At 66.3% G+C, this 17,708-nt stretch carries 17 protein-coding genes and 1 riboswitch; of the genes, 13 read left to right on the top strand and 4 right to left on the bottom strand.

Annotation, left to right across the window (positions count from 1 at the left end; genetic code table 11):
• The first annotated feature begins 33 nt into the window (after nt 1–33).
• Entirely contained in the window at nt 34–237 is a 204-nt protein-coding gene (locus ACK5NO_RS07875; RefSeq protein WP_416812116.1) for a CopG family transcriptional regulator, read from the top strand.
• A complete protein-coding gene (locus ACK5NO_RS07870; protein WP_416812115.1) occupies nt 234–605 on the top strand; it encodes a type II toxin-antitoxin system death-on-curing family toxin in 372 nt (123 codons plus the stop codon). Before ACK5NO_RS07875 ends, ACK5NO_RS07870 begins: the two co-directional genes overlap by 4 nt.
• A 72-nt stretch (nt 606–677) precedes the next feature.
• Here the strand turns inward: ACK5NO_RS07870 and gdhA are convergent, their stop codons facing one another.
• From gdhA to ACK5NO_RS07855, 3 genes are all read right to left on the bottom strand, one after another.
• Entirely contained in the window at nt 678–2,027 is a 1,350-nt protein-coding gene (gene gdhA, locus ACK5NO_RS07865; protein ID WP_416812114.1) for an NADP-specific glutamate dehydrogenase, read from the bottom strand.
• 80 nt (nt 2,028–2,107) lie between these two features.
• Nucleotides 2,108–2,233: a hypothetical protein gene (locus ACK5NO_RS07860; protein WP_416812113.1), complete on the bottom strand. Its 126-nt coding sequence runs from the start codon at nt 2,231–2,233 to the stop codon at nt 2,108–2,110.
• A 95-nt stretch (nt 2,234–2,328) separates the two neighbouring features.
• A complete protein-coding gene (locus ACK5NO_RS07855) occupies nt 2,329–4,752 on the bottom strand; it encodes a GH36-type glycosyl hydrolase domain-containing protein (protein WP_416812112.1) in 2,424 nt (807 codons plus the stop codon).
• An 834-nt stretch (nt 4,753–5,586) separates the two neighbouring features.
• Between ACK5NO_RS07855 and ACK5NO_RS07850 the strand changes: the two genes are divergently transcribed.
• From ACK5NO_RS07850 to ACK5NO_RS07815, 8 genes are all read left to right on the top strand, one after another.
• The gene (locus ACK5NO_RS07850) at nt 5,587–6,519 is read left to right on the top strand and encodes a hypothetical protein (RefSeq protein WP_416812111.1); all 933 of its coding nucleotides are present in this window, start codon (nt 5,587–5,589) and stop codon (nt 6,517–6,519) included.
• A 437-nt stretch (nt 6,520–6,956) separates the two neighbouring features.
• On the top strand, nt 6,957–7,958 hold the full coding sequence (locus ACK5NO_RS07845; RefSeq protein WP_416812110.1) for a hypothetical protein: 1,002 nt from the start codon (nt 6,957–6,959) through the stop codon (nt 7,956–7,958).
• Nucleotides 7,959–8,089: 131 nt separating this feature from the next.
• Nucleotides 8,090–8,527, top strand: a complete 438-nt coding sequence (locus ACK5NO_RS07840; RefSeq protein WP_416812109.1) for a VanZ family protein — start codon at nt 8,090–8,092, stop codon at nt 8,525–8,527.
• 188 nt (nt 8,528–8,715) lie between these two features.
• Nucleotides 8,716–8,955 carry a hypothetical protein gene (locus ACK5NO_RS07835; RefSeq protein WP_416812108.1) on the top strand — a complete coding sequence of 80 codons (240 nt, stop codon included), beginning with the start codon at nt 8,716–8,718 and terminating at the stop codon, nt 8,953–8,955.
• Nucleotides 8,956–9,087: 132 nt separating this feature from the next.
• A complete protein-coding gene (gene dcd, locus ACK5NO_RS07830; protein WP_416812107.1) occupies nt 9,088–9,660 on the top strand; it encodes a dCTP deaminase in 573 nt (190 codons plus the stop codon).
• Nucleotides 9,661–9,715: 55 nt separating this feature from the next.
• Nucleotides 9,716–9,862: riboswitch (TPP riboswitch) on the top strand.
• Between the two features lie 21 nt (nt 9,863–9,883).
• Nucleotides 9,884–10,993: a thiamine ABC transporter substrate-binding protein gene (locus ACK5NO_RS07825; RefSeq protein ID WP_416812106.1), complete on the top strand. Its 1,110-nt coding sequence runs from the start codon at nt 9,884–9,886 to the stop codon at nt 10,991–10,993.
• Between the two features lie 31 nt (nt 10,994–11,024).
• On the top strand, nt 11,025–12,665 hold the full coding sequence (locus ACK5NO_RS07820; RefSeq protein ID WP_416812105.1) for an ABC transporter permease: 1,641 nt from the start codon (nt 11,025–11,027) through the stop codon (nt 12,663–12,665).
• Nucleotides 12,662–13,312, top strand: coding sequence for an ABC transporter ATP-binding protein (locus tag ACK5NO_RS07815; RefSeq protein WP_416812104.1), 651 nt, complete (start codon nt 12,662–12,664; stop codon nt 13,310–13,312). The genes ACK5NO_RS07820 and ACK5NO_RS07815 overlap by 4 nt, the downstream gene beginning before the upstream one ends.
• A gap of 112 nt (nt 13,313–13,424) precedes the next feature.
• Here ACK5NO_RS07815 and ACK5NO_RS07810 read toward each other — a convergent pair whose 3' ends face one another.
• Nucleotides 13,425–13,892, bottom strand: a complete 468-nt coding sequence (locus tag ACK5NO_RS07810) for a rhodanese-like domain-containing protein (protein WP_416812103.1) — start codon at nt 13,890–13,892, stop codon at nt 13,425–13,427.
• A 295-nt stretch (nt 13,893–14,187) separates the two neighbouring features.
• Here ACK5NO_RS07810 and dnaK point away from each other — a divergent pair, with 295 nt between their 5' ends.
• The 3 genes from dnaK (at nt 14,188) to ACK5NO_RS07795 (ending at nt 17,685) form a co-directional block, all read left to right on the top strand.
• Entirely contained in the window at nt 14,188–16,056 is a 1,869-nt protein-coding gene (dnaK, locus tag ACK5NO_RS07805; RefSeq protein ID WP_416812102.1) for a molecular chaperone DnaK, read from the top strand.
• 66 nt (nt 16,057–16,122) lie between these two features.
• Nucleotides 16,123–16,686, top strand: a complete 564-nt coding sequence (gene grpE, locus ACK5NO_RS07800) for a nucleotide exchange factor GrpE (protein ID WP_416812101.1) — start codon at nt 16,123–16,125, stop codon at nt 16,684–16,686.
• Between the two features lie 39 nt (nt 16,687–16,725).
• A complete protein-coding gene (locus ACK5NO_RS07795; RefSeq protein WP_416812100.1) occupies nt 16,726–17,685 on the top strand; it encodes a DnaJ C-terminal domain-containing protein in 960 nt (319 codons plus the stop codon).
• The last annotated feature ends 23 nt before the right edge of the window (nt 17,686–17,708 follow it).

The raw sequence follows: 17,708 nt of genomic DNA, 5'->3' as shown, positions 1-17,708 counted from the left end.
GGGGATTCGGTATCAGGTTGATACCATCGAGAGATGGCAATGACCTTGAGGCTGGACGAGGAGCAAGACCGGGTGCTGACTGCGTTGGCCAAGAGCCAGGGCATTAGCAAGCAAGAGGCAACCCTGCGCGCCATCGAAGAGGCCGCGCAGCGACAGCTACACGAGAGCCAGGTCGCAGCGTCGTCGTCCAGAATGCGTGAGCGCTACGCGGACCTGATCGACCGGCTAGGAGAGTGACGCGCTACCTCACCCTCGAAGATCTCCTGGCCCTCGCATTGGACCTCGGGGTAGGGCCGGTTCGAGACCTGGGCCTGCTCTCCGCAGCCGCCCAGCGCCCGGCCACGTCTCTGTACGGACGTGACGCGTACGACACGCTCAACGCGAAGGCCGGAGCCCTCCTCGAGTCAATCGTGAGCAACCACGCCCTCGTCGATGGCAATAAGCGTCTGGGGTGGCTCGCACTCGCCGTGTTTTTCGACATCAACGACGTCGACCTCGACGTCGACGAGTTCGTTGCCGAAGCCGTCGTCATGGATGTCGCGTCGGGCAGCCTGCGGATGCCGGAGCCCATCGCCCGTATCGAGCACCTGCGAGCGAACTCATAGCCCACCCCCGCCCCGCCCCTTCACGGTGAAAATGGATCCATTTGACGGGAGGGGCGGGGGTGCGGGTGGGGTTTAGACGACCCCGAAGGCGACCATCGCATCGGCCACACGGGTGAAGCCAGCGATGTTGGCGCCCGCGACGTAGTTGCCGGGCGCGCCGTACTCCTCGGCGGTGCCCAGGCAGCGGTCGTGGATGTCCTTCATGATGATGCGCAGGCGCTCTTCGGTGTACGCGAAGTTCCACGAATCGCGCGAAGCGTTCTGCTGCATTTCCAGTGCGCTGGTCGCCACGCCGCCGGCGTTCGCGGCCTTGCCAGGTGCGAACAGCAGGCCCGCCTCTTCGAAGGCACGCACGGCCTCGGGGGTGCAGGGCATGTTCGCGCCCTCGGCCACGACCACGCAGCCGTTGCGGATGAGCGACGCGGCATCCGCGCCGGTCAGCTCGTTCTGCGTGGCGCACGGCAGCGCCACGTCACAGGGCACGTCCCAGATGGAGCCGCCGTCGATAAAGCGCGCGCCGTCGACACGTTCAGTCGCGTAGTCCGCGATCCGGGCCCGGCGGTTCAGCTTGATGTCCTTGACCAGGTTCAGGTCGATACCGTTCTCGTCGACCACGTAGCCACCCGAGTCGGACATGGCAATCACGGTGCCGCCCAACTGCGCGACCTTCTCCGCAGCGAAGATCGCGACGTTGCCCGATCCCGACACCACCACGCGCATCCCGTCGAGCTTGCGGCCCTTGGCGGCGAGCATCTGCTCCACAAAGAACACCGTGCCGTAGCCGGTGGCCTCGGTGCGCACCTGCGAGCCGCCCCAGGTGAGGCCCTTGCCGGTGAGGACGCCGGACTCGTAGCGGTTGGTGATGCGCTTGTACTGGCCAAACATGAAGCCGATCTCGCGCCCACCCACACCGATGTCACCCGCAGGCACGTCGGTGTACTCGCCAATGTGCCGGTACAGCTCAGTCATGAAGGACTGGCAAAAGCGCATGACCTCGGCGTCGGAGCGACCCTTGGGGTCAAAGTCCGAGCCACCCTTGCCGCCACCGATGGGCAGTCCGGTCAGGGAGTTCTTGAAGATCTGCTCAAAGCCAAGGAACTTGACAATGCCCAGGTAGACACTGGGGTGGAAGCGCAGGCCGCCCTTGAACGGACCCAGCGCCGAGTTGAACTCGACCCGGAAGCCACGGTTGACCTGGACCCGGCCGTTGTCGTCGGTCCACGGCACGCGGAAGATGATCTGCCGCTCGGGCTCGCACAGTCGGCCCAGGATCTGCGAGTCGATGTAATCGGGGTGCTTGGCGACGACGGGGCCGAGGCTCTCGAGCACCTCCCTCGCCGCCTGGTGGAACTCGATCTCGCCGGGGTTGCGGCGCACCACGTCGTCAAAGACGGGGATGAGCTTCTCGTGGAGAGCGGGCATAGGGGGCGTTCCTTTCGGTGTGAACCGGGAGGAAGCCCTGGGGAGCGGTGCTCCGGGGCCGCGCCCCGGACTAAAGGGGCTTAGGCGCGCAGGGCAGCCGTCAGCTGCGCCGCGGCGAGGCGCGGCTGCGGAGCAGAAGTGAAGGGGCGGGTGCGCGGGTCCGCGACCGCCTGGAGGGCCCACAAGGTCAGCGTGCGGGGGTTCATGCGCGCCTCCTGTGAGCGTAGAAGAAAGGCCGGCGGTGGCCGGTGCCGCGTTGAGGATACCGCGACACCGGCCACCAAAGAACGGACTGTCGTCCCTAGACGGTGGCGGTCACCTCGACGATGGCGCCAGCGGCCGCGTACGGAACCTCGTTGCCGTCGATGGCGACGCCGTCGACGGTGAGCGAGGCTCCCTTGCCACCGGAGTTGGTCACCTTGATGACGTACGTGGCTCCGCGCACCACGCGGCGCACCGTGTACTCGGCCACTTCAGCGCCGATGCACGGGTCGACAATGAGGCCGTCGTAACCCGGGCGCACGCCCAGCAGGTGCTGAGAGACCGCGACAAAGTTCCACGAGGCGGTGCCGGTCAGCCACGAGTTCTTGGCCTCGCCATGGCGGGCCGCGTCCTTGCCCGCGATCATCTGCGCGTACACGTAAGGCTCGGTGCGGTGGACCTCGGAGATCTCCTCGCGGTAGGCGGGGGCGATCTGCTTCCAGTATTCCCAGGCGTACTCGGCGCGGCCCACGACGGTCTCCGCGATGATCACCCAAGGGTTGTTGTGGCAGAAGATGCCCGCGTTCTCCTTGTAGCCCGGCGGGTAGGTCGTGACCTCGCCCAACTCGACGTGATACTCGGTGTAGGCGGGGTTGAGTAGCACAATGCCGTGCGGGGTGTTGAGGCGTTCGCGCACGGAGTCCAGCGCCTTGACGGCCTTGCCATCCTCGACGCCGATGCCGCCCATGACGCAGTAGCCCTGCGGCTCGATCCAGATTTGGCCGTCCTGCGTCTCGTGGGTGCCCACCTTGTTGCCAAAGTAGTCGTAGGCACGCAAGAACCACTCGCCGTCCCAGCCGTGCTCGGTGACCGCGGCCTTCATGTTCGCGATCGCAGCCTGTGCGCGGTCGACCTCCTCCGAGTCCCCCCGGCGGCGCGCGAGTGCCACATACTCCGGGCCGATCGCGCAAAACATGCCCGCGATAAAGATCGACTCGGCAACGCCGCCCGTGCGGTTGCCGGTGGTCTGGAAGGACTCACCGGGCTCGGTCGAGAAGCAGTTGAGGTTGAGGCAGTCGTTCCAGTCGGCACGGCCAATGAGCGGCAGGCCGTGCGGACCCGCGTTGTTCAGCGGGTGATCGAACGAGCGGCGCAGGTGCTCCATGAGCGTGGCGGCCTTGGACTCGTCGTTGTCGAACGGCACCATCTCGTCGAGGATGGCGAAGTCGCCGGTCTCCTTGACGTAGGCGGCCACACCAAGGATCAGCCACAGCGGGTCGTCGTTGAAGCCCGAGCCGAGCGTGTGATTGCCGCGCTTGGTGAGCGGCTGGTACTGGTGGTACGCCGAGCCGTCCTCGAACTGGGTCGACGCGATGTCGATGATGCGCTCGCGCGCACGCTCGGGCACCAAGTGCACAAAGCCCAGCAGGTCCTGCGAGGAGTCACGGAATCCCATGCCGCGACCCATGCCGGTCTCGAAGTAGGAAGCCGAACGCGACATGTTGTACGTCACCATGCACTGGTACTGGTTCCAGACGTTGACCGACCGGTCCAGGCGGGGGTCGCTCGAGGTCACGGTGTAGGAGCCCAGCAGCCCCTCCCAGTATTCGCCCAGCTCGGCAAAGGCAGCATCGGCCGCCTCGTTGCTCGAGAAGCGGTCGAGTAGTTCACGCGCGCCTGCCTTGTTGATGACGCCGGGCGACTCCCACTTGTCGTCGCGGTCGTTCTCGAGGTAGCCCAGGACAAAGGTGAAGGTCTTCGACTCGCCCGGCTCCAGGTCCGCCTTCACGTGATGCGAGGCGATCGGGTACCAGCCGGAGGCGATCGAGTTGCCCGACTTGCCGGCATGCGGCACCGCCGCCTCGTCGAAGCCATTGCCGAACCCCAGGAACGTGTCACGGTCGGTGTCGAAGCCCGCGAGCGGGGCGTTCACTCCGTAGACCGCGTAGTGGTCGCGACGCTCGCGGTATTCGGTCTTGTGGTAGATCGCTCCGTGAGCGACCTCGACCTCACCGATCGACAGATTGCGCTGGTAGTTGGTCTGGTCGTCCTCCGCATTCCACAGGCAGAACTCGAGGAAGGAGAACAGCGACACGGACTTGTCGACGTCGGTGTTGTTGGTCAGCGTGACCTGGTGAATCTCCGCGTTCGTGTCCACCGGCACAAAGAACAGCACCGACGCCTCAAGGCCGCCGCGCTCGCCCGTGATGCGCGTGTAGCCCATGCCGTGACGGGCCTCAAAACTGTCGAGCTCGGCCTTGTAGGGGCGGAACCCCGGGCTCCACACGTCGCCACCATCGTTGATGCTGAAGTAACGGCCGCCATCGTCAACAGGCACGTTGTTATAGCGGTAGCGCGTGAGGCGGCGCAGCTTCGCGTCGCGGTAGAACGAATAGCCGCCGCCCGTGTGCGAAATCAGCCCAAAAAACTCCTGTGCGCCCAGGTAATTGATCCACGGGTAAGGAGTGTGCGGGGTGGTGATGACGTACTCACGGGCTTCGTCGTCGAAGTGGCCGAACTGCATGGGCGGAGCCTTCCGATGGGCGGGTGTTCGCACCCATGATAGGGAGGAAATCGAAACGTTGCGACCCCGAGCTTCGAGCGTGTCTGTTTCGTGACCCATCACAGGTGAGGCTGAAGCGCCCGCTCGGCGGTGAGGGGTCCGGGGTAGGGATCGACGTCCCCCAGGATGGCGGTTCCCATGCCGAACCATCTGAAAGACCCAGACTTGCGGGGCGTCACCTTCGGCACGCCCGACCGGGCGACGCTTCAGTACCGCGTCGCCGTGATCGACGACGTGTGCGACGAGCACGGCGATCATGCTCGCTCACTGGGCATGCATTCCCGCTACCTGGGTCGCCTACCAGCGGCTGATCGACACCTACCGTCACCCCACCCGCGCCGCCTTCGCGGCACTCATCACGTCGCTGCACGGCTCAGCCCTGAGCTTCAGGAACATCACACACCACGTCGCCAGATCGATTCTCGAAGCCGGCAGATTCAGACCACAACTACAGCCTCATCTGTGAAGAGCCTGCTTCTTCGACCACGAGGTCCGAGAGCGCTGGATCCCACAACTCGGACAGACTCAGATATGGGAACGTTTGGCTCTCTTGTGCAGTTCCTGATGGCTCGCTAGTCTCGGCTCGACGCCACGCCGAGGTGGCGCGCACCGGCTTGTCGCGGACACTTCTGCGCGCAGTTTTCTGGCCCGCTTTTGTGACATTTGGGGGAAATAACGAAACCAAGGAGCCACTCTGGCAAGAGCGGTATGCGTTTGGGAGCTGTGGCGGGGCTGGCGCTCGCTGTGTCGCCTTACTCTGGGGTCGGTACCGCCCAGGCTGATGAGGCGTCACCCATGGAAGAGATCTCAGAGTCACTCGACTCTGACCTGCAGTGGGTTCTCATTACCGACAAGGAAATCTCAGCACACCTCGATGTGGGCGCGCCGGATTCGTCGCACCCTCTCGCTAGTCAAGGTCGAGCTGAGTCCGTTGACTTCGTGTTCGGCGATGAGGTGCTCTCAGTCGAACCGACGGCAGATCTCGAGGTCTACAAGGCAGTCAACGACGATGGCAGCATCATCTGGGACGTAGGTGTGGTGACAAGCCAGACACCCGAACTCGCGTCTAGTGGGTTCGCCGTGCCTCCGTCCAGCGCATGGAAGTACTACAACAGTGGCACTGGGAAGGTAGAAACGGGCACCTGGAAGCGCCAGTGGTGGACGACGATCAACAAAGCGAACAACTACACGGCTAACGGCGCGACGCGCGACTACTACCGCATCTGCGGAAAGGTTCAGGCGTCGGTGCTGACCGACAAAGTAAACGGAAACGTAAGCGGCTTCGACCAGGCTTGGATCGAGTTCGACCGAAACTCCGATTGGCCGTCATCGACCGCCTCCACCGAGTTCGAAGAGCAACTGCCAACAGACTCAATCGATGGCAAAGCCAATCAGACAATCAGTGTCGGCTTCAAGACCGGGCTATCGGTGACACTCGGAAAGGCTCCATTAACAGTCTCGGGCTCATATGAGTCCACCTATACGGGTACCCTTTCGTCTGCACTGGAGTCGTGGCACCCCGTTCAGCGTTCCGAAGCAGGGTCGGGCGGCGTGATGTGGTGCTACTACAAGGTCAACACGGACGGCAAAGCCGTGGAGTTCAACGGCTCGAAGACGATGACCGCTCGCAGCAGCATCCACACGGGTTCTTACGCCACACCCGGAACGTGGACAATCAAGACCGGCCAACGCGACAGAGCACACGGTACGAGTTGTCCGAACCAGTAAAGTTGGGCCTGCTTGCTATAGCGATCGCCTTCGCTATAGCAAGCGGGCTGGCAATTGCTACGTTGCCAAGAGACCCGATTGCGGAACAGACGACGGGCTTCAGCACCACAAGTTTCGCGTCGTTTGAAGTCGAATGCCCCGACACAATCGTCAGTGCGTTGACTGGATGGGAAGACTCGGAGACGCAGCCCGGCGTTCAGTGCCTCGAAGTGCCGCTAGCACCAGGTACACCCGCGGTACGAGTCACACTCACTGGCGCCTCTCCGGAGGTGGGCCAAGTCCCGGTGCTGTTCCTCGGCGGCGGCCCCGGCGTCAGCAACTCGGGAACACTCGTCTCCTTCGCAAGCCCTACACAACTCGCACCCCGCACTTGGATCGCAATCGACGACGCGTCAACGGGTTCTGGTCGCGGCGCTTGTGGCAAGCGAGGCGTCGACTTGGCGGTCGAGCACGCCGGAGAGACGAAAGCGGTGTTCTCATCCGCTTGGGCGGAGTGCGTTGGACACGGGTATGGCGGCCAAGATCGGTTCAGCGCTGCGGAAGAGATCGAGAACGTGTTGACCGAACTGGGCGTTGAGACTGTCGACCTTGCCAGCTACTCATATGGCGCGACGCTCGCGGACACGCTAATTTCACGGCGCCACATTGACGTCAGGAGGGCTGTGCTGGACGCGTACTTGGGCGCCGAAGTTCCCGTGCAAGAAAGGGCAGCCATGTGGACGCAAGCCATAGAGCACGAGGCAACGCGCTTGGAGTCTTGGTGCAGCGAAGACGAGGAATGCACACGATTGGGGATCTCGTCTCAGTTGCGCGACAGCGGCCTAAACGGGTTCCTCCAAAAAACGGGCCGGTCCCGGGCAACCTTGGGCAGCACCGATGAGGTGGTCTCGCAGGACCTTATACACGAGGCAACGCTTGCCACACTCGCACATCCCCACTTGCGTTCTACATGGGCAGCGGCGGCAGCCGCCGCAGTCAACGACGGCGACGGTTCTGGGATCTACTCGCTTGGAATGAGCTCAGCCCTCGGCCATGATGCTGGCGCGTACTTCGGGTTCCTCTGCGCGGACCTCGACCTCGAAGGGCTTGGCCGTGGAATCGAGTCCGCCGCGAGTTTGTCGGACACCTTCCTGTCTTGGTTCGCAATGTGCGATGTCATGTCCCCCGTGCGGCCATCCGCTGACGACGAGGGGCCCCCGGCATCAAGTGGCGGCCAAGGAGAACAACGCACGTTGATTCTGCTCATGGGCGCGACCGGAGACTTCCTCAGCCCTCCAGCGTTCTCCGAGGACTTGGAGATCGACGGGGCCGACGTGCATCGGTGCATCGTTGAGGCCGCCGGGCACACGAGCCTTCAAGAACCGCGGTCCCACGACGTCCAGCTCGAGTTCCTCGCTACTGGGGCACTGCCACAAGCACAGGAAGGCCTGTGCCTTTGATCAACGTCATGCATTGGCTCGGCAGTCTGGCGTGGTTCGCGCTGCTATGCGGTACTGCCGCCGGGGCCTTGACGTGGGCCGTTCTGAGGACTTCGGCGTCCCTGCGGGGACGACCGACCACGCGCTCCCTGGTGAGCACCCCGATTGCAGTCACCGCTACGACCGTCGTGAGCGTCAGCATCCTGGGGGTGCGACCAGGCGACTCGCGGCAGTTCCCCGCCCGCGGCACCCCCGTCGACTGGACCTGGCGCTGGCTCGGTGACGTTCCCGACGTGCTGGGAGCGAACCTCCTCCATGACTACACGGCCGCTATTGCGTTCCTTAACTTCACGTTCTTCTTTGTTTGGGCGATCGCCGTGAGATGGGCCCTGGGTCCGGCGCGGAGGGCTGCGGCGTTTAGCGCCATTGTGTTGCTCCCCCTCTGCCTCGAGATGGCGCAGCTCTATCCGTTCGGCGGAACACCCGCCATGACGGACGCGTGGACGAACATCCTCGGCGGCATGACGGGGCTTCTCGTGTGGGAAGCCGCGACGCGGTTCACCGCTGCACGCAGGCACCCACTCAACTAACCCACGCGGCGCCGCGCCGACCACCGAATCGGCCACCGGAGTCTCCGCCCGGAACGCTGTCTCTGTCGACAACAGCGCTCCACCTGCAAGGCATGACCAATGTGGCTCTTTGCAGTTGACGGTGTAGCGCCCGCTCGGCGGTGAGGGGTCCGGGGTAGGGATCGACGTCCCCCAGGATGGAGGTTCCCATGCCGAATCATCTGAAAGACCCAGACTTGCGGGGCGTCACCGTCGGCACGCCCGACCGGGCGACGCTTCAGTACCGCGTCGCCGTGATCGACGACGTGTGCGACGAGCACGGCGATCACGCTCGCTCACTGGGCATGCATTCCCGCTACCTGGGTCGCCTACCAGCGGCTGATCGATTCTCGAAGCCGGCAGATTCAGACCACAACTACAGCCCCATCTGTGAAGAGCCTGCGTCGTGACCCACTACGGCCCTACGGGCCCGGACGGCCGATGCGCTCGCAGCCCCCGCATCGGCCCTGCACTGGGCAGGGGGGCCAGCACGGCGTGGGTGCTGGCTAGGCGCGCACGCTCGTGCCCGGTAGCGTGGCGTCATGCTGCTCAGTGACAGAGACATTCGCGCCGAGATCGAGGCCGGCCGCGTGGCCCTGGACCCGTGGGACCCCTCGATGATCCAGCCATCCTCGGTGGACGTGCGGCTCGACAAGTACTTCAGGGTGTTCGACAACCACAAGTACGCGGCGATCGACCCGTCGATTGACCAGCCCGAACTCACCCGGCTGGTCGACATCACCGACGGGCCGTTCGTGCTCCATCCCGGCGAGTTTGTGCTCGGCTCAACCTACGAGTCCGTCACGTTGCCAGACGACATTGCCGCGCGCCTGGAAGGCAAGTCCTCGCTCGGCAGGCTGGGACTGCTCACCCACTCCACCGCAGGCTTCATCGACCCAGGCTTCGAGGGCAACGTCACCCTGGAACTGTCGAACACCGCGACGCTGCCCATCAACCTGTGGCCCGGCATGAAGATTGGCCAACTGTGCTTCTTCAGGCTGTCCTCGCCCGCCGAGCACCCCTACGGGTCGGACGCCTACGGCTCGCGCTACCGCGGCCAGCGTGGCCCCACGGCTTCCAAGAGCCACGTGAACTTCCACCGCATCGACGTGTAGGGCACTACCCCCACACCAGGACGCAAGCCAGCCCGTGCATCGGCGCTATGCTGGCCGGACACGACAGGGGAGCGCTTCCCGTCGGCCGTGCTCGCGCATCGGCCGTATTGCTGGGAGTCAGAGCGCTGAGAGTGCGGAACCGCCGCAGACCCTCGAACCTGATCCGGGTGATACCGGCGTAGGGAGTCGAGTCTCGTCCCCTCCTGCACTGGGAGGTTCACCCATGCGCATCGCGCGCACCACCACCATCGCGGCGCTCGCCGCTTCCACGCTCGCCCTCGCGGCATGCTCCGCCGACGCCGACCCCGCCGAGCCGACGGGCACCGTGAGCCCCACCGGCGAGGCAGCCGGGGCCACCACTGCGGCGCCCGACCTTGAGGGCACCGAGGTCACGATCGTCACGCACGATTCGTTCTACGTGCCCGACGAGGTAGTCGCGGACTTCGAGGAGTCCACCGGCATCACCGTCGAGATCGCCGCCCCTGGCGACGCCGGCTCGCTCGTCAACCAGCTGATCCTCACCAAGGACGCACCCCTGGGTGACGTGGTCTACGGCATCGACAACACCTTCGCGTCCCGCGCCCTCGACGAGGGCGTGTTCGCCGACTACACGTCGCAGGCGCCCGCCGCCGCTGACGCCGCCGCGTACGCCATCCCCGGGTCGAGCGCGCTGACGGCGATCGACTACTCAGACGTGTGCGTCAACTACGACCTCGCGTGGTTCGAGGACAACGGTGTGCAGGCGCCCACGAGCCTCGCGGACCTGTCCGACCCGCAGTACGCGGGCCTGCTGTCGACCACGAACCCCGCCACCTCCTCCCCCGGCCTGGCGTTCCTGTTGGCCACCGTCGCCGAGTTTGGCGAGGACGGCTGGCAGGACTTCTGGAGCGCGATGCGCGAGAACGAGGTGCGCGTGACGGCCTCGTGGTCGGATACGTACTACACCGACTTCTCTGCCCCCAACTACGGCGGCGACTACCCGTTGGTGCTGTCGTACGCCTCGTCTCCGCCGTCCGAGGTGATCGACGGCGAGCCCACCACCGCAGCCCTGCTCGACACCTGCTTCCGTCAGGTCGAGTACGCGGGCGTGCTCGAGGGCGCTCAGAATCCCGCTGCCGCCCAGGCGGTCGTCGACTGGATGCTGTCGGACGACTTCCAAGCTGCGCTGCCGGAGAACATGTACGTGTACCCCGTGTCCGAGCAGGTGGAGATCCCCGCGGACTGGGCCGAGTACGCGCCACTGTCCGAGGACCCGCACACGCTCGACCCGCAGGTGATCTCGGACAACCGCGACGAGTGGATCGAGACGTGGACCTCGCTGGTCCTGAACTAGTCACTCGCACGTCCTGATGCCGAGGAACGTCATGAGTGCTCGCGACCTGCGCCGCCACCTGTCGTGGTGGGGCGTGGCCGCGCTGCCGCTGGCGTTCCTCGGCATTCTCTTTCTGTGGCCGCTGGCGACCGTCCTGGCACGGGGCCTGTGGGACGGCGGCTTTGACTGGGCGGGCACCTGGGCCGTCGTGGTCGACCCGCGCACGGCCGATGCGGCCCTCACCACCCTGGGGCTCGCGGCACTGGGAACAGTGGGCTCCCTGGCGATGGGGGTGCCCGCCGCGTACGTCCTGTACCGCTTGCGCTGGCGTGGGCAGGCCACCGTCCGGGCCCTCGCGACCGTGCCGTTCGTGCTGCCCACCATCGTGGTCGCCACGGCCTTCACTGCGCTGTTGGGCCGCTCGGGCCCGCTGGGCTTTCTCGGCTGGGACCAAAGCGTGTGGGCCATCGCGCTCGCCATGGTGTTCTACAACACGTCCGTCGTGATGCGGATCGTCGGAGGCACGTGGGCCGGGCTCGATCCCCGTACGGCCGATGCGGCCCGCACCCTTGGCGCCAACCGTCGCCAAGCCTGGTGGCACGTGACGGTCCCGGCTTTGGTGCCAGCGCTCGCCTCTGCGGCGTCCGTGGTGTTCCTGTTCTGTGCCACCTCTTTTGGGGTGGTGCTCGTGTTGGGCGGCACCCGCATCAACACCCTCGAGACCGAGATCTGGTTGCAGGTCAACCAGTTCCTCGACATGCGCGCCGCGGCCGTGCTGTCGATCCTGCAGCTGGTGTTCGTCGTGGGCATCCTGGGGGTGTCCGCGTGGGCGCGCAGGCGTCGCGAGCGCGTGTTGGGCAACCGCACCATCGACGGGACGCGGGCCGCCACCGCGCGCGACGTGGGCGTGATGGTGCCGGTGCTGGTGGGCCTCGGCCTGCTGCTCGCCGCTCCGCTGTGGGCGTTGGTGTCGAGGTCGCTGCGCACCGCCGAGGGATTCGGCCTCGACAACTATGTGGCACTGTTCACCGACCCGCCTCGCGCCGTTCTGCCCGTGAGCGTGTGGCAGGCGACCCTCAACTCGCTCACGACGGCGGCGATCGCCGCGACCATCGCCACAGGGCTGGGGCTCATCGTGGCGTCCCTGCTCGCGCGGCGTGGCCGCAAAGCCGCCGTGCTCGATGCCGTCGTCATGCTTCCCCTGGGGGTGAGCGCCGTCGTGGTGGGCCTTGGCATGCTGCTGACGCTCAACCGCACCGTGCTGGGCGTGGACCTGCGCGGCTCGTGGTGGCTCGTGCCCATGGCCCAGGCGGTGGTCGCGCTGCCACTCGTGGTGCGCACCCTCGTGCCGCCCGCCCGCGCGATCGATCCGCGCATGAAGGCCGCTGCAGGCACCTTAGGCGCGGGCCCTGCCCGCGTGTGGGCGCAGGTGGAATGGCCGATCCTGCGGCGGCCCTTTGGTCTTGCGCTCGGCTTTGCCTTTGCCATCTCGATGGGCGAGTTTGGGGCGACGTCGTTTCTGGCGCGTCCCGACCGCCCCACGCTGCCCACCGCGATCTACCGGCTCCTCGGGAGGCCCGGCGCCGAGAACTTGGGGATGGCCTTCGCGGCCGCCGTCCTACTGGCTTTGCTGACCGCGTCCGTGATGATGGTGTCCGAACGGTTGCGGACGCCCCTGGGAGGAGACCTATGAGCGGCTTGCACGTGAAGGACCTGGTGGTCCACTACGGCGGCGCGCACCCCGTGACCGCCGTTGACTCCGTGACGCTCAGCGTCGCACCGGGCGAGACGGTCGCACTGTTGGGACCGTCGGGTTGCGGCAAGTCCTCGCTCCTGGGCGCGGTGGTGGGCACGGTGGCGACCACGTCGGGGTCCGTGACCTGGGATGGCGTCGACGTCACCCACACCCCCGTGCACCGGCGGGGCTTTGGCCTCGTGTTCCAAGATGGCCAACTGTTTCCCCACCGCTCCGTGGCGCGCAATGTGTCGTTTGGTCTCGAAATGGCGGGCCTGCCCGAGGCGCAGCGGCGCTCACGGGTCGACGAGTTGCTCGCCTTGGTGGGTCTCGAGGGTCTGGGGTCGCGCCCCGTGACCGACCTGTCCGGCGGGCAGCGCCAGCGCGTCGCGCTCGCGCGGTCGCTTGCGCCTCAGCCGCGCCTGCTCGCGCTCGACGAGCCGTTGTCGGCCCTCGATGCCGAGCTGCGCGGGCGGCTCGCCATCGAGGTGCGCGAGATCCTCGCCGCCGCGGGAACGGCCGCGCTGGTGGTCACCCACGACCCCGCCGAGGCATCGGTCATGGCCACTCGCGTGCTCCGCATGCGAGACGGCCGCCTGCTCTAACCCCCCCCCCCGCTTCCCGTCAAATGGATCCATTTTCATCGTGTGGGAGCCGCCCCTGTCCCGTCAAATGGATCCATTTGACTCGTGAGGGGGTGAGTCGAGAGAGAGCAGGTCAGCAGGCGCAGGCGATGGCGCCACCGGTGGGCGACACGGGCGCGGTGAGAGGATCGGGCAGGCGGGTGGCGTCAACCGTCACGCCGTCGACCACGGCTTCCACCGCGAGGCCTTCGCGCGCCCAGTACTCGAAGCCGCCGATCATCTCTTTCACGGCGTACCCGAGCTGCGAGATGATCAGACCGGCGCGGGTGGCACCATTGCATCCGGGCCCCCAGCAGTACACGACAAACTGCGTGCCCGCGGGGTAGTCGGGGATGCGTGCGGCCATGTCGGGCTTGGGCATGTGGATCGCACCGCGGGCATGGCCCTGCTGCCACGCAACCTCATCGCGGGTGTCGATCAAGACAAAGCCGGGTGCGCCACCCGCGAGCGCGGCAGCGACATCGGAGGGGTCCGTCTCGAATGCGAGCCGCGCACGGAAGTGGGCCGCGGCGGAGGCGGTATCGACAACAGAATCACCCATGGCGCCAACCTAAGCCCGTGCCTTGGTGCCTGTCACGAGAAGACCGGCACCCGCATCGGCCGTCCTTCCCCGCCCCTCACAAGGAAAATGGATCCATTTGACGGGACGGGAGCGGCGCCCACACGAGGAAAATGGATCCATTTGACGGGGAGGGGGAGGGTTGAGCGCCCTACACTCAACTTTGGTCGCGCCGACTTGACAGCACACCCATCGCGTGGATACTTGAGCGTAGGCGGCTCAACTTCGGAGTCGGCAACTGTCAGCGGCCCCGGCCGCATCACAAGGAGGAACGAATATGTCTCGTGCAGTAGGCATCGACCTGGGAACCACCAACTCGGTGGTGTCCGTCCTGGAGGGCGGCGAGCCCACCGTCATCGCGAACGCCGAGGGCGCCCGCACCACCCCCTCGGTGGTCGCGTTCTCGACTACCGGAGAGGTACTGGTGGGCGAGATCGCCAAGCGCCAGGCCGTCACCAACGTCGACCGCACCATCGGCTCGGTGAAGCGTCACATGGGCACCGACTGGTCGCAGGAGATCGACGACAAGAAGTACACCGCGCAGGAGATCAGCGCCCGCATCCTGGGCAAGCTCAAGCGCGACGCCGAGGACTACCTGGGCGAGAAGGTGACCGATGCGGTCATCACCGTCCCCGCCTACTTCAACGACGCCGAGCGCCAGGCCACCAAGGACGCCGGTGAGATCGCGGGCCTGAACGTCCTGCGCATCGTCAACGAGCCCACCGCCGCGGCCCTCGCCTACGGCCTGGACAAGGGCAAGGAAGACGAGCTCATCCTGGTGTTCGACCTGGGTGGAGGCACCTTCGACGTGTCGCTGCTCGAGGTGGGCAAGGACGAGGACAACTTCTCCACCATCCAGGTGCGCGCCACCGCCGGTGACAACCGCCTGGGCGGCGACGACTGGGACCAGCGCGTTGTTGACCACCTCATCAAGGAGGTCAAGAACGCCGAGGGCATCGACCTGGGCAAGGACAAGGCCGCCGTGCAGCGTCTGCGCGAGGCCTCGGAGCAGGCCAAGAAGGAGCTGTCGAGCGCGACCAGCACCAACATCTCGCTCCAGTACCTCTCCATTGGCGAGAACGGCCCCGTCCACCTGGATACCCGCCTGACCCGCGCCCAGTTCCAGCAGATGACGCAGGACCTCATCGAGCGCACCAAGGCCCCCTTCCACCAGGTCATCAAGGACGCTGGAATCAAGCTGTCCGACATCGACCACGTGGTGCTCGTGGGCGGCTCGACCCGCATGCCCGCCGTGACCGACGTGGTCAAGGAGCTCACCGGTGGCCAGGAGCCCAACAAGGGCGTCAACCCCGACGAGGTCGTGGCCGTGGGCGCTGCCCTGCAGGCCGGCGTCATCAAGGGTGAGCGCAAGGACGTGCTGCTCATCGACGTGACCCCGCTGAGCCTGGGCATCGAGACCAAGGGCGGCGTGATGACCACCCTGATCGAGCGCAACACCGCCATCCCGACCAAGTCGTCGGAGGTCTTCTCGACCGCCGAGGACAACCAGCCCTCCGTGCTGGTGCAGGTCTACCAGGGTGAGCGTCAGTTCGCCCGCGACAACAAGCTGCTGGGCACCTTCGAGCTGGGCGGCATCGCACCGGCCCCGCGCGGCGTGCCGCAGATCGAGGTCACTTTCGACATCGACGCCAACGGCATTGTGCACGTGGGCGCCAAGGACCGTGGCACCGGCAAGGAGCAGTCCATCACCGTGACCGGCGGCTCGGCCCTGAGCAAGGACGACATCGAGCGCATGGTCAAGGACGCGGAGGAGCACGCGGAGGAGGACAAGAAGCGTCGCGAGGACGCCGAGACCCGCAACAGCGCCGAGACCTTCGCCTACTCGACCGAGAAGATCCTCTCCGAGAACGAGGACAAGGTCCCCGCGGAGGTCGCCGACGACGTGAAGAGCGCGATCGCCGACGTGAAGACCGCCCTCGAGGGTGACGACGTCGCCGACATCAAGGCCAAGCACGACGTGCTCGTCGAGAAGGCCCAGAAGATCGGTGAGGCCGTGTACGCCTCCCAGCAGGCCGATGCGGCGGCTGGCTCCGAGGGTGACGCACCTTCGGGCGACAGCACCGACGCTGGTCAGGACGATGTGGTCGACGCCGAGATCGTCGACGACGAGGACGACAAGAAGTAAAGCGCCGAGGGCGGCGGAGCGGGCTTGCGCCCGCCCCGCCGCCTCCGTCGCACGTGGAGGAATGTGATGACTCAGAACACCCCCAACCCCGAGCCGTCCGAGGGCGAGGATCCGCTGGCTGACGCCGAGCGCATCGTCAACGAGGCTGCCGCCGAACTGGGCGACATCGACGCCGACGAGCAGCGCGCCGCCGAGGCCATCGAGCAGGCCGAGCTCAAGGCGGCCGAGCACCTTGCGGACCTGCAGCGCCTGCAGGCCGAATACGTCAACTACCGCAAGCGCGTTGACCGCGACCGCGAGGCCACCTCCGAACTCGCCACCACCAAGGTGATTGAGTCGCTCATGCCGGTGCTCGACGACATCGCCGGCGCCCGCGAGCACGGCGACCTGGACACGGACAGCCCGTTCAAGTCCATCGCGACCAAGCTCGAGGACGCCCTGGGCCGCCTGGGCTGGTCCAGCTTTGGCGCGAAGGGCGACGAGTTCGACCCGCAGATTCACGAGGCACTCATGTCTCAGCCCTCGACCGAGGTCGAGGTTCCCACCGTTCAGCAGGTGGCCCAGCCCGGCCACCGCGTGGGTGAGCGCGTGATCCGTCCCGCACGGGTCATCGTCGCCCAGCCCGAGTAACACGCACGACGGCCCGCAAGGCCCGAAAGGAGGCGCCCGGTGACCAGCCAGGATTGGTTTAGCAAGGACTTCTACGCGACGCTGGGCGTCTCCAAGGACGCCACGCCCGAGGAGATCAAGAAGGCGTACCGCAAGCTCGCTCGCGACCTGCACCCCGACCGCAACCCCGACGACAAGGCTGCGGAGTCGCGCTTCAAAGAGGTGGGCGAGGCGTACAACGTCTTGTCCGACAAGGAGCAGCGCCAGCAGTACGACGCGATCCGCACCATGGGCGGTGGCGGTCCGCGGTTCCAGGCGGGTGGCCCCGGCGGCGCCGGCTTCGAGGACGTGTTCTCGAACATGTTTGGCGGCGGAGGTGCCCGCCCCTCGGGCGGCCAGCAGTACCGCGCGCAGGGCTTCGAGGACATGCTGGGCAACCTCTTTGGAGGCGGCGGCTTCCAGCGCGGTCCCCAGAAGGGCTCCGACATCGCCGCCGCGACGGAGGTGAGCTTCCGGCAGGCCGCGGAGGGCGAAACCATCACCCTGCGCACCGCCACGGGCGACGTCACCACTCGCCTTCCCGCGGGAGTCAAGGACGGCCAGAAGATTCGCCTGCGCGGCAAGGGACGTCCCAGCGCCAACGGCGGCGAGCCCGGCGACCTGATCCTGACGGTGCACGTCGCGCGCCACCCCGTGTTCACCATGGCGGGCAAGAACCTCCAGTTGGCCCTGCCCGTCAGCTTCGATGAGGCCGCCTTGGGTGCCACCGTCGAGGTTCCGACCCTCGACGGCACACGGGTCAAGGTCAAGATTCCCGAAGGTACCGCCTCGGGCGCCGTGCTCCGGGTCAAGGGCCGTGGCCTGGCCACCAAGGACGGGCAGGGCGACCTGCTCGTCACCGTCACGGTGGACGTTCCCAAGTCGCTCACTCGCAAGGCGCGCGAGGCGCTCAAGGCCTTCGCCCTCGCGGAGGGCTCGTACGATCCACGCAAGGACTTCTACAAGGAAGCCGCCAAGTAGTAGGGCCGATGCGCCGGCTGGCA

It is taken from the genome of Demequina sp. (genome assembly GCF_047975725.1).
Classification (GTDB): Bacteria; Actinomycetota; Actinomycetes; order Actinomycetales; family Demequinaceae; genus Demequina.
The sequence above is the reverse complement of the archived record's forward strand: the minus strand, read 5'-3'. Positions and strand labels throughout refer to the sequence as shown.